Raw genomic sequence first — 13,220 nt, 5'->3', positions numbered from 1 at the left:
TAGGACCGGCGAGAAGTTGACGGCCAGCGAGTTGACGGCCCGGGCCGCGGTTTCCCGTTGCCGGATGCCGCGGGCCCGCGACGCGTGGTGCGTCGCGGGCCCGCGGGCCTGATGGGGGCGCCGGTCAGGCGGTGTTGACGGAGAGCCTCCAGCGCTGGTTGGCGTTGACGTTCCCGTAGACGTCCCGGTTGCACTGCCAGATGCTCAGGCCGGTGCCGTTGGCGTCGTTCCAGCCGGGCAGCTCCAGGCAGGCGTTCGAGGCGGGGTTGACGAGTTCGCCCTTGTCGCCGTAGGTCCAGATCTGGCCGCTGGTGCCCTGGCAGTCCGCGATGGCGGCCGGTGCGCCCCAGTCGGTCCGGTTGTCCCGGACGGTCACGCAGCGACCGCCGGTGCGCAGGGTGCCGTCGGAGGCGAAGGTGAACTTCTGGTTCGTGCCGTTCCAGCAGTCGTAGAAGCCCAGGAAGCCGCCGTTCGGAGCACCGTAGTTGTCGATGCAGCGGCCCGGGTGGTAGGCGGATTCGATGCTGTAGCTGACGGGCTTCGCCCCCGAGATCTCCTGCGGCGCGCCGAACCGCGGCTGGTCGCCCTGCGGAGCGGTTCCGAGGTACTGGATCAGGCGGCCGTCGACGACGGTGAGGACCAGGTCGGGGTGGCCGTCGGCGTTGATGTCACCGGGCGAGTCGACGTTGGTGAAGACGTCCGAGGCGACCCCGAGCGGCAGCACCGTGCGGGCGGCCGGGACCGTCCACTGCTGGGCCGGTCCCATGTGGCAGTCCCAGATCGTCAGGCGGTTGCCCTGGGTCGCGTTGGCCCCGGGTACGTCGAGGCACCGGCCCGAGTACGGGTTCACCAGCCGCCCGGAGTCGAGCACCCACGTCTGCGCCGGGGTGTTGTTGCAGTCCCAGAGGTTGACGTACGAGCCGTTCGCGGTGGCGCCGCCGGTGACGTCGAGGCACTTGCCGAGGACGTGCAGCGAGCCGTCGGTGCCGAAGGTGAACTCCTGGTTGGAGCGCGCGCCCTGGGCGCAGTCCCACAGCTGGGCGGCGGCGCCGTTGACCGTCCACGCGCCGTTGATGTCGGCGCACATGCTCTGGCCGGAGGCGCCCTGGAGCGCGGAGACCAGGGGCTTGCGGACGGGCGCCTTCAGGGGCTGGAAGCCGGTCACCAGCTTGCCGGTGGAGTCAAGCGGCAGGGGCAGGCTGACGACGGCGCCGCTCACGCTGTCGCGTGCCCAGAGCGCCGGAGCGCCGGCGACCTGGCCGGGGGTCATCAGGGTGAAGCCGCTCCAGTCCGCGCTCTCGCCGAGTTCGACACCGGCGCCGAAGACGCAGTTGACGAGCAGGGTGGCGGGGTAGTAGCGCAGGTGGCCCTTCTCGATGGTGATGAGGTTGGGCCGCCCCTTGCTGGCGGGTGACGGCGTGACGGCCGTCATCTGCTCGATGTGGTTCCACGTCCCGTCGATGCCGCGGGCGCACTGGCCTTCGGCCGTGGCGACCTCACCGTGGTTGAAGGTGAAGTGGCCTGCGGTGCCATGGGGGGTGTGGCTGGCGTCGTTGCGGTAGAGGTGGAGCTGCTTCGTTGCCTTGTTGTAGGCGAACAGGTCGTCGTAGGGGTCCTCGCTGACCGAGCCGCGGTGGGTCAGCAGGTAGTTGTTCCAGCTGTCGCCCTGGGGACTGCGGGCCTGGGTGGAGGAGACGCCCGGCTGCGCGGTGAAGTCGCTGTTGCCGACGAGCAGGGACAGGTTGCCGTCGGCCGTCGGCACCAGGTAGTCCGGGGTGCCGTCGTCGGTCACGTCACCGGGGACGATCTTGGTGGCCGGGTTCCAAGGCGCGTAGAACTCGTACTCGGCCCACTCCGACTGGGAGTTCCCGGCCCGGTCGACGGCGCGGACGTAGAGGTGGTGCGTACCCCAGTTGCCGCGGTTGAGCTCGATCGGAATCTCGGCGGAGGCACTGCCGTCGGGCCCGGCCACGGCCGGTCTGCTGCCGAAGCCGTTCGGGGAGCTGAGGTTGTCCAGTGCGTACTGGAACTCCAGGACGCCGCTGGAGATGCAGCTGCCGCGCGTGCAGCCGCCCGGCACCGGGTCGATGCTGGTGACCTTGACCGTCACCCCGGTGTCTCCGGCGTGACCGGCGGGCTTGATGCCGCTGCCCAGTGGTGGGAACACCGCCGAAGGGGCGATGTTCGCGAGCGTCGGTGCGCTGAGGTCGACGTTGAAGTAGCAGTATCCGGACGGAGGGCTGTCCAGGATGCCGTCGGTGGCCCAGGCGTTCCAGCCGTACTGGTGCCCGTCCTGGACCGTGAATCCGAGCGTGGCCTCGCCCCAGCCGCCGCCGGGGCCGATCGTCTCGCTGGCCCGCCATGCTCCGCCGCCGGGCTCGCCGTTGGCGCCGGCGGTCATGTTGTCCCACACGTGGAAGCCGATCGTGATGTTGGTTCCGGGCATGGGTGTCCTGGCCCAGGCCCTCAGCCGGACGTTCGACTCCGGCACCGTCCGGCCGATCCATCCGGGCTGGCTGCTGCCGCAGGCCTGGTCGTCGGGGTTCGAGGGCTGGGGGCTGACCTGCAGCGAGTCGGGCGTGTACGGCGCGATGTCGTAGGTGGCCAGGATGAACGGGTTGGGGGAGAACCGCATGAAGTGGTCGACGCTGGTCGACCCGCTCTCGTCACCGATCAGGGCGACCGTCCACCGCTGGATGCCCTGCTGGGCGACCTCCCGCAGCTCGTTCGTGACCGTGAACGCGACCTGCTGCTCCCCGCAGCCGCCGTAGGCGCTCCGGGGCCACTTCTCCCCGTCGATGCCCCGCAGGATCTGCGGTTGCCGGTTCCAGGTGGTCGCGCTGTCGATGCCTCCGGTCCACTTCAGCCAGACCGGCGCGGTGGCGTTGCAGTCGTGCGCCGCCGCGTAGGACTCGGAGAAGTACATGTGGGCCTCGTCGATGTACATCTGCGACGTCACGGCGCTGGTGTCCAGCTCGAAGTACGAGCGTTCCATGCCGTAGCAGTTCGGCCGCTCGTAGTGCTGGAAGCCGACGCCCTGGCCCCTGGTCTGGGGCTTGTCGTAGGTCGAGACGTTCGCGCACTCCGCGGCCGACATCACCTGGGCGAAGTGGGTGGTGCCCATCGGCCGGGTCGGCTGGAAGGTCGGGTCGATGTACAGCGGCCAGACGGTGCCCTCGCCGTCGAGCAGCCCGGGATCGGGGGTCAGGGTCAGCGCCGTGGGATCGACGCTCACGCCGATCGGCTTCACGTGCGCGCCCGCTCCGGGGGCGTCGGCCGACGACGGGCTGCCGGCGGCGCCCGACGGGGTGCCGCCGGCCGGCACCTCGCCGGCGGCGGGCACCGCGGCGGCGGCCCCGCTCCGGGCGGCGGCGGCCGCGGGGGCCTCCGTGGCGGAGTCCCACATCAGCGGGGCGGACGCCTGGAAGACGGGTGCGCCACCGGCGGGGCCGGCGGAGATGTTCCCGCGACCGTCGTCGGAGACGACCAGGTCCTTCGTGGCGGTGCCGAACCGCAGTGACCGCAGCGCCGGGTTGGCGGCGGCGGTGGCGTCCTTGACGACCAGGACCTCGCGGACCGAGCCCTGGTCACCCACCTCGACCCGGAGGTCGACGCCCGGCATCACCTCGGCGTAGACGGCGGTGTCGCCGTCCACGGCGGGCACGGGCAGGCTCACCGGGAAGGTCAGCGCCAGGCTCCGCCCCTGCCGGTCGGTGAGGGTCGCCAACGGGCCGCTGCCGCCGCCCGATACGGCGACGCCGGACGGCGTGGCCTTCGGGGCGTAGGTTCCGTCCGGACCCCGGACGAGCCCGGGGTCGACGTCGGCCCATCCGCCGTTGCGCTTCACCCGGGCCGGCAGCAGATGGCTGGTCAGGCTGAGCTTTCCGGTCGGCAGGGCGACCGTGAGCGAGGTCTCGGTCGTCAGTTCCTCGACGGGAACCGGCTTTCCGGTCGCCTTCGCCTGCTGGAGCGCGGTCTCGACGGCGCTCGGGGACGATGCCGTGTCGGCGCGGCCCGTCGCCGGTGACGCGGCCGGGGCCCAGGTCTCGGCGACCGCGCCCCCAGGGGTCGCCAGGACGAGGCCGACGGCCCACAGCGGGGCCAGGTATCTCGCCGGCCGGCCCCGTCTCCGCGATCCGGATGGTGGGAGTTCTCGCATGGTGTCTCAGTTCGCCTTCGCAACAGGGCTCGACTTGCTCCGGAGGCCGGGTATGCCGCACGCCATACCGGCCGCCACGCAAGGCGGCCTTTGTCCATCTTGGTACCGATTTCGACTGTCCGTCAATTGATCGGTCCTCAATTGCCTGCAGTCGGGCGGCAGGCGAACGCTATTGCGTGCACGACCGGCCTGGCAATACGGTTCCCGCCATCACCCTGGGACACCTGCGTCCGACACATCGCCGCAGGTCACAAACCCATTGCGATTTTGCTAACGCGGAGACATCGAATGCAAACCGGTCCTGGACAAACCGTCCGAAATTCCCGAAGAGGAGGGAGCGGCTGGCGAAAGGCGCTGACACTCGGCGCCCTCACTGCGGCGCTCTCCCTCGTGGTCCCGCTGGTCGGTGAGGGAACCGTCTACACCGCACTGGCGGCCGAACAGAAGCCGGAACCCCTTCCGGAACTGCCCAAGGTCGGCGGCCACGACGCCGACATCAATCGCCCGTCGGAACCGCTCCACCACCCCGGGGGCGCCCATGATCTGAAGGCCCACAAGCCGGGCGCGGTCCAGTGGCCGGGCGAGTCGACGGTCACCGTCGACCTCAAGGGCCGACCGGACCTCGTCGCCGCCCGGCGGGACACCGGCAAGCCCGAGCAGCCCGCCGTCCGAGCGGGCTCGACGCCGGTGCTGCTGCGCACCGCGGCCGGCGCACCGGCCGCGGCCAGGGCGGGCGGTTCCGGTGACGACTCTGCCGCCGACGCGGCGCCGGGTGCCGTCGAGGTCAAGGTCGCCGGTCGGGCCGGGGCCGAGAAGGCCGGAGTGAACGGCCTCCTGGTGTCGCTCGACCGCGCCGACGGCGTCCCGACGCCCTCCGCCGTAGAGGTCTCCCTCGACTACGGCTCCTTCGCCGATGCCTTCGGCGGAGGATGGGCCTCCCGGCTGCGACTGGTCGCCATGCCCGCCTGCGCGCTCACCACGCCGGAACTCGCGCCGTGCCGCACCCGTCAGCCGCTCGACACGGCGCTCGACCCCGCGGCCCAGCGGATCACCGCTACGGTCACCCTGCCCGGCGCCACAGGCGCCTCCGCCACGGCCCACGCCCCGGCGACGGCCGCCGCCCCGGCCGCCCCGGCCACCGGGGGGATCGCCCTCGGGCTGGAGTCCGGCACGAGCGGCTCGCAGGGCGACTACCGCGCGTCCGACCTGTCCGCCACCGGCTCCTGGTCGAAGAACGCCTCGGGCGCCTTCACCTACGACTACCCGATCACCGTGCCGCCGTCCCTGGCCGGCAACGCACCCGGCGTGGCGCTCGCCTACGATTCGCAGTCCGTTGACGGGAAGACCTCCGCCCGCAACTCCCAGGCCTCCTGGATCGGCGACGGTTGGTCCTACAACCCGGGCTTCGTCGAGCGGTTCTACAAGACCTGCAACAACGCGGGCGTCGCCGAGTCCGGCGACCAGTGCTGGGCCGGCTGGAACGCCACCCTGTCGCTCGGCTCCCACAGCGGTGAGCTCGTCCGCGACGGCAACGGCGTGTACCACCTCCAGAACGACGACGGCACCCGCGTCGAGCGGCTGACCGGCGCGGCCAATGGTCTGTGGCAGGGCGAGTACTTCAAGGTCACCACGACCGACGGCACCGCCTACTACCTCGGTCTCAACCACGCCCCCGGCACCGCCTCCGACGCCGCCACCAACAGCGCCTGGGGCGTGCCGGTCTACCACCCGAACAACGGCGATCCCTGCTACAACGCCGCCAAGGGCGCAGGATCGCAGTGCGACCAGCAGCCCGGCTGGCGATTCAACCTCGACTTCGTCGTCGACCCCAACGGCAACGTCCAGCGCTACGACTGGGCGGCGGAGACCAATCGCTACGCCATGGGCGGCGGCCAGGCCGCGACCGCCGGTGGCACCGGCACGCTGACCGCGTACACCCGGGGCGGCCAGCTCAGCCGGATCTCCTACGGCTACAAGCTCGCCGACGCCGTCGCCGGCCGCGAGCCCTCCGCCCGGGTGAACTTCGAGACCGCCGAGCGGTGCACGGTCTCCGACACCACCTGCCGGCCCGAGAACCTCTCCGCCTCCACCGCCAAGAACTGGCCCGACGTCCCGTACGACCTGGCCTGCCTGGACGGGTGGACGACCAGCGGCTCGGGCGGCACTGTCTGCTACACCGGCTCGCCCACCTTCTGGTCCACCAAACGCCTGCGGCGCATCGGTACGGAGCTGCGCACCGAGGGCGGCTGGCAGGCCCTGGACCGCTACGACCTCACTCACATCTTCTCCGAGGCCGGTGCGGTCATCGACCCGGCGACCGGCAGTCCCGGGGACGCGAACTACCGCGACGGCTCCCTGCAGTCGGTGATGTGGCTGTCCTCGATCCAGCGCACCGGCCTGGACACCTCGGCCGGCGGTTCGGGCCCGATCACGCTCGACCCGGTGACCTTCGCCGGCACCGAGCTGAACAACCGGGTCGACGGCTCCAGCCCGCCGACGCCGCTCTACCGGCCGCGGATCATCGGCATCGGCACCGAGTCCGGTGCCCGGATCGCCGTCACCTACCGCGACCCGGAGTGCTCGCGGACCACGGGCGCCATGCCGGCCTCGGCCGACAACAACACCATGGCGTGCTACCCCGTCCACTGGTCCCCCGGGAAGAGTAAGGAACCGGTCGCCGACTGGTTCCACAAGACCCTGGTCGCGAAGGTCACCGTCAGGGACGGCACCGCGAGCGCCTCGCCGTCGCGGGTGACCTCGTACTCCTACGAGGGAGGCGCCGCCTGGCACCGTGACGACTCCGACCTGACCGACGACCAGTACCGCACCTGGAACGACTTCCGCGGCTACCGCACCGTCACCACCACGAGCGGCTCCGGCGACGACCCGGTGACCAAGAACAGCGTCTCGTTCTTCCGCGGCATGGACGGTGACTACAAGGCCGACCGCACGCCCCGCAGCGTCAGACTGACGAACTCGCTCGGCGAGGAGACCGCCGACAGTCCCTGGCTCGCCGGGCTGGCTCAGGAGTCGGTCACTTACGGCTCGGCGAGCGGCGCGGCCGTCGCCAGGCAGTTCTCCGACCTGTCCGTGGCTTCGGACGCCACCGCCACCCGGACGCGCACCGCATGGAGTTCCAAGCCCCCGGCGCTCTCGCCGCTCCCGGAGCTGAAGGCCCTGCGCACCGTCACGTCGGGCACGCGGTCCAGCGTCCTGCTCTCCGACGGGACCTGGCGCACGGGCCGGACCGTCACCACGCGCAACGAGTGGGGCCAGCCCCTCAAGGCCGAAAGCCAGCCGGACCTGACCACGGACGACAACCGCACCTGCACCACCACCGAGTACGCGGATCCCCCGGCGGCCCATCCGATGATGCGCTCCTACCCGAGCAGCACACAGACCGTCGCCGGGCCGTGCGGCACCCCGCCCTCCGCCACCAGGACCGTCAGCGACCGCCGGGTGATCTACGACGGCAACGCCGACCCGGCCGGCCCCGGAGCCCCGAAGGTCCTCGGCCAGAACGGCACGACCTTCGGCTACGCCACCGCCACCCAGACGGTCACGGGCTACGACGCCCAGGGCAAGGCCGCCTACCGGACCGTGAGCGCCAAGGCGTTCGACGGCTACGGGCGCGTCGTACGCAACGTCAATGAGGCGGGCCTCACCGAGGACACGAGCTACGGCCCGGCGATCGACGTCCTTCCCGGGACGATGACGAAGACCAACTCGCTCGGCTGGAAGAGCACGGACACCGTGTCGCCGGCCCGCGGACTGGTGACCCGCTCCGTCGACGCCAACAACCGGATCACCGATTCGGTCTTCGACGCCCTCGGGCGCCGCACCGCCGTATGGCTGCCGGGAAACGCCAGGGCTGACGGCCGGCCCGCGAACCAGACCTTCGGCTACGACATGCGCGGTGCGCTCGCCGGGGACGAGAAGCGGGTCACCTCGCCCAGCGTCACCACCCGCACGCTCCGGGAGGACCAGACCTGGTCGACCTCGGTCGACATCCTCGACGGGTTCCTGAAGTCACGCCAGACGCAGGCCACTCCGGCCAACAACGACCCCGGCAGGGTCCTGACGCACACCCGGTACGACAGCCACGGCCAGGTCTCCAAGACCACTGCCGCCTGGTACGACAAGGACCACGGGGAGCCGGGCACGGTCCTGTTCGAGGAGAAGGACGACGAGTCCCCCTCCCAGACGTACTACACGTACGACGGAACCGGCCGTAAGACGTCCGAGGAGCTCTTCTCCCGGGGTCACGAACTGTGGCGCACCGTCACGTCCTACCCCGGTGCCGAGCGGACGGACATCACGCCTCCCACCGGTGGCACACCGAGCACTGTGATCACCGACGCGCTCGGCCGGACCATCTCCTCGGTGCTGCACGGCGGTGAGCCGACGGGTGATGTGACGACCCGCTACGCATTCGACGCGCGCGGCCTGCTCGCCTCCATCGCCGACAACGCCGGGAACACCTGGACCTACTCCTACGACGTCGAGGGCCGGCTCGTCTCCCAGAGCGACCCGGACGCCGGCACCTCCACGACGGTGTACGACGCCCTCGGCCGGGTGGCCACCACGACCGACGGCAACGGCAAGCGGATGGCCTTCGCCTACGACCTCCTCGGCCGCGTCATCGGCCGCTACGAGGGCGACAACACCAACAACCCGGCCAAACTGCTCGCCTCCTTCACCTTCGACAACCTCGCCAAGGGCTACCCGACCGCCTCCACCCGCTACGTCGGGGGCGCCTCGGGGAGCGCGTACGTCCAGGCGGTCGACGGCTACGACGTCCGCTACCAGCCCACCGGCACCACGACCACCATTCCGGCGGCCGAGGGCAAGCTCGCGGGCAGCTATTCCCAGACCCTCACCTACAGCAAGCGACTCGGTCTGCCGACGGGCCCGCGCTACCACGCGCACGGCGGTCTGCCCGAGGAGACGTTCAGCATCTACCGCAACAGCGCCGACCAGGTCGAGGCCACGTCCACGGACTACTTCAAGATCCTGGCCCGGACCAACTACGACCAGCTCGGCCACGTGCTGCTGTCCCAGTACGGCGAGTCGGGGAAGCTCATGCGGACCGCCCGCTTCTACGACGACGTCACCGGGCGGCTGAAGGCGGCCGACGTCAAGTTCCAGGAGGCCGACACCAACCCGATCTCGGACATCACCTACGGCTATGACCCGGCCGGCAAGCTCGCGAGGATCTCGGAGCGGAACTCCTCGGGCAGCGGGGACATGGCCGTCGAGACCCAGTGCTTCCGCTACGACGGGCTGAACCGCCTGACCGAGGCATGGACCGACGTCTGGGGCTTCACCACCCCGACGGCCGGTCAGGTCTCCCGCTGCACCCACTCCGATCCCGGCCCCGCCAACATCGGCGGCCCCGCCCCGTACTGGCAGAGCTTCCAGTACAACCAGCTCGGTGACCGGACCCAGCAGGTCAAGCACGACATCACCGGCGACACCGCCCGCGACGTCACGCAGACCAGCAGCTACCCCGGCGAGGGCCGCACCCCCGCCGCCAAGCCGAACACCGCCACCAGCGTCACCACCCGCAGCGGCCAGGCGACCCTGCGGCTCACCTCGGGCCAGACGACGACCGATGGCGCGGCGCTCTGCCTGGACGTCTGGGGATCCCGGACGTCCGACGGCACCGCCGTCGGAACCTGGACCTGCCACAGCGGTGGATCCGAACGATGGACCCGCCCCGGCGACGGCTCCCTGCGGGCCCTCGGCAAGTGCGCCCGGCCGGTCGGCGGGAACGCCTACGCCGGTGCCAGGATCGAGCTGGCCGCCTGTGACGCCGGCAGCCGGAAGTGGACGGACGGCGCGGACGGCGCCCTCGTCTACGACTCCCAGTACTGCCTGGAGATCCCCGGCGGGAACCGGACACCGGGCACCCAGCTCGGCCTGTGGTACTGCAACGGCCTCTCGCACCAGCAGTGGGCCGCCACGGTCAACGCGCCGAGCGGGCCCACCTACAGCGCGACCCTGACGCCGCAGTACGACGCCCAGGGCAACACCACCTCGCGCACCACGACCAGCACGGGCACCCTGACGTCGGGCGTCGCCACCGGCGGAACCCCGGTGTGCCTGGACGCCACCGGCGCCAACAGCGCCAACGGGACCCCGGTGGAGACCTGGACCTGCCACGAGGGCGGCGCCGAGCAGTGGACGCTCGGGAAGGACGGCACGCTGCGCGTGCTCGGTGTCTGCGCCCGCCCGACCGGCGGCCAGACCGGTCCGGGCACGCAGATCGAACTGTGGGCCTGCGACGGCAGTCCGAGCCAGCGCTGGAACACCGCCGCCGACGGCTCCCTCGTCCACCAGTCCGGCCTGTGCCTCGACGTCCCCCAGGGCAGCGGCACCCCCGGAACCCGCGTCGCCCTCTGGTACTGCAACCAGGGGTCCAACCAGAAGTGGTCCACCGGCACCACGGCGCAGCCCCTCGCCGGCTCCACCCAGACCTTCGTGTACGACGTGGAGGGCCGGACCGAGTCCGTCACCGCGCCGAGCGGATCGGGGACCGCGACGTCGAGGTACCTGTACGACGCCGACGGTGACCTGCTCCTCCAGCGTGGCCCCACCGGCACCATCCTCTACCTGTTCTCCGCCGCCGAGCAGATCACCCTCTCGGCCGACGGAAGCACGGTCACGGGGGAGCGCTACTTCCCGCAGCCGGACGGATCGGTCGCGGTCCGCACCAGCGGCGGAACGCTCTTTTACCAGATCACCACTCCGCAGAACACCGCGACGATCCAGGTCGACGCGGCCACGAAGGCCGTCACCCGCCGTCCGTTCGACCCGTACGGCAACCTCCGCGACGGCAGCCAGCCCTCGGCGTGGACCGGCAACCGCGGCTACCTCGGCAAGCCGGTCGACTTCACCACGGGCCTCAACCTCCTGGGCGCCCGCAACTATGACCCGGTCCTCGGTCGCTTCCTCACCGTCGACCCGCTCCTCGCCCCCGGCAATCCCGACCAGATGAGCGGCTACACGTACAGCAGCAACGACCCGGTCAACCGGATGGACCCGAGCGGACGCATCGACCACGACTGCTACGACGGACTCTGCGGAGGACACCGAACTCCGCAGCAGGACGTGGGCCCTGGTCCCCATCGCGACTTCAACACGTGGTACGGGCCGCTCCCCGCCGCGCCGCCGTCTCCCGCCGACATAGGACCTGTTTCGGGCCCCACTCCGCGCCCGGGAGCCTCCGGTAACCTTCGGCACAGCGCCGCGCAGGAGATGGCGTACGAGTATCTGAAGGCCACTCATCCCAACGCGTGGGTGGCCAAGGAATACGTGATTCCCGGAGCCGGGAAGAACGGAGCCATCAACGGCTCCGCGGACCTGGTCATGATAGAAGACAATGTCATGCACATCTGGGAGGTCAAGTCCGGACTGACCGGAAAGGATGAGAAATTGGCCTTCGGTGAGGTCACGGACTACGTTTCCGCGGAACAGAAAATACAGAAGGCGAAGGGGAGCAGCCTGACGGTCAAGCCGGGTTTCGAAATACCTCAGCTGGTAGGCCCGGACCCGATGAATCTCAATGGCGTGCTGGTGGCACAGTCGACCAGCAAGAAGGACAGGTACACAACCTCCCGCGGTAAGCCGGTAGAACTGAAGAAAGCCACCGGTGTGATCAGCTGGTGGGATCGGAAGAACGCCAAGCCGCCGGGTGACGACTGGGTTCCGCATCCCATCACGGTCACCACCACGGTCTGGGATCGCAAGACGACCACAGCCGTCGGGACGGCGGCAGGCCTTGCCGTCGGGTTCCTCATCTACGTGTCCACCTTCGGAACCGTGCAGTAGCGCTACCCTTCGGAAGCAACATGACCGGGGCGGGTCGACAGGAATTCGCTCGGCCCGCCCCCTGTCAACCGGTCCTGCGCGGACCCGCCCCCGCCGTCCGGCGAGCACGGCGGGCAGTCGTCCGCCCGAGTTCAGAACAGGCAAAATCGATGGGCTACTTCACCGAATATCAGGGGTCGATCAGGATCCACCCCCCTCTGAATTCCGCAGAGGCCGCCTACCATGAGCGCTTCATCGAAACCCGCAGGATGCTTCGGCACTCCGGCCCGTACTCGACCCCGGCCGAACAGCCGCTCTGGATTCCCGACGCCGACGTGATCAATGATTCGGAGCCGCCCGCCGGGCAGCCCGGCCTCAGCTGCCAGTGGGCCGTGGGCAGTGACGGCTGGGAGCTCTCCTGGAATCACCACAGCAGGTTCTACTCCGGCGGGCCCTGGATCCGCTACCTGATCGACACCTTCTGGCGCCCGGGATGCGCCCTGCAGGCCGAACTGGCCGCTCGGCTGGAAGGGCGCGACTACGCACCGGAGTTCGACGAGTTCACCTTCGACCATGTTCTGAACGGGGAGATCAAGGTCACCGAGGAGGACGGGACGAGCTGGCTGATCAAGGTGGTGGACAACGTGGTCTCCGAGACGTAGGCCGGTGCCGGGGCCCGGCCGGACTCCGCAGCCCGGAGAGCGAGCTCCGGGAACGGCCCCGGGCCTGAGGGAGGGCGTCCAGCGCGGGTTGGCGTTGACGTTCCCGTGGGCGCGTCCCGGTTGCGCCGCCAGATGCTCACCATGCCGTCCAGGTCGGGGAGAACCGGTACAGCATCGGCACGTACTGGCTCGAAAAATGAGGTAGGGGGCGACACCATGTCAGGGCTCGACAGGTTGACCGGGGAATTCATCGACGCGACCTACGGAGAAAAGTCGGAGAGCATTCCGGATGCCGCCAGGAATTTCATCGAGAAGCTCACGTTCGCGAGCCCCGAGGAAATCCTCACGGTGCTCCGGGGTGTTCTTCGGGAGGACATTCTGGGGATCCCGGTGTGGGCCCGCAACCTGGCCTACCGGCTCGCCTGTCTGCAGCGGCCCGACGATCCGGACCTGCTTCGCGAGGCGGCGGCCGACATCCTCTTCGTGGGTCCCGACTGGGACGACCGGGCGGAGGCGATGATGGAGCAGGCCGCACGACTGGAGTCCTGACCGGCCGCCGTCACGGCCCTTCAGAACGCTCGGCCCGA

4 protein-coding genes are annotated in these 13,220 nt (G+C 70.3%); 3 read left to right on the top strand and 1 reads right to left on the bottom strand.

What is annotated here, in order from left to right; all coding sequences use genetic code 11:
• Positions 1 to 124: 124 nt before the first annotated feature.
• Positions 125 to 4,159: a ricin-type beta-trefoil lectin domain protein gene (locus ACF1AK_RS17890; RefSeq protein ID WP_391499712.1), complete on the bottom strand. Its 4,035-nt coding sequence runs from the start codon at positions 4,157 to 4,159 to the stop codon at positions 125 to 127.
• Positions 4,160 to 4,549: 390 nt separating this feature from the next.
• Here ACF1AK_RS17890 and ACF1AK_RS17885 point away from each other — a divergent pair, with 390 nt between their 5' ends.
• The 3 genes from ACF1AK_RS17885 to ACF1AK_RS17875 all read left to right on the top strand — a co-directional run bounded on the left by ACF1AK_RS17885 (position 4,550) and on the right by ACF1AK_RS17875 (position 13,182).
• Positions 4,550 to 11,992, top strand: a complete 7,443-nt coding sequence (locus ACF1AK_RS17885) for a ricin-type beta-trefoil lectin domain protein (RefSeq protein WP_391499711.1) — start codon at positions 4,550 to 4,552, stop codon at positions 11,990 to 11,992.
• Between the two features lie 248 nt (positions 11,993 to 12,240).
• The gene (locus ACF1AK_RS17880) at positions 12,241 to 12,633 is read left to right on the top strand and encodes a hypothetical protein (protein WP_391499710.1); all 393 of its coding nucleotides are present in this window, start codon (positions 12,241 to 12,243) and stop codon (positions 12,631 to 12,633) included.
• A gap of 216 nt (positions 12,634 to 12,849) precedes the next feature.
• Positions 12,850 to 13,182, top strand: coding sequence for a hypothetical protein (locus ACF1AK_RS17875; protein ID WP_391499709.1), 333 nt, complete (start codon positions 12,850 to 12,852; stop codon positions 13,180 to 13,182).
• The last annotated feature ends 38 nt before the right edge of the window (positions 13,183 to 13,220 follow it).

Origin of the sequence: Kitasatospora sp. NPDC015120 (genome assembly GCF_043080305.1) — a bacterium.
Taxonomy (GTDB): Bacteria; Actinomycetota; Actinomycetes; order Streptomycetales; family Streptomycetaceae; genus Kitasatospora.
This window is presented reverse-complemented; position numbering and strand designations above follow the sequence as displayed.

Excerpts from the sequence above, each read along its gene's own strand:
- ACF1AK_RS17890 (WP_391499712.1), bottom strand. The coding sequence starts at position 4,159 with ATGCGAGAACTCCCACCATCCGGATCGCGGAGACGGGGCCGGCCGGCG.
- ACF1AK_RS17875 (WP_391499709.1), top strand. The coding sequence starts at position 12,850 with ATGTCAGGGCTCGACAGGTTGACCGGGGAATTCATCGACGCGACCTAC.
- ACF1AK_RS17880 (WP_391499710.1), top strand. The coding sequence starts at position 12,241 with ATGCTTCGGCACTCCGGCCCGTACTCGACCCCGGCCGAACAGCCGCTC.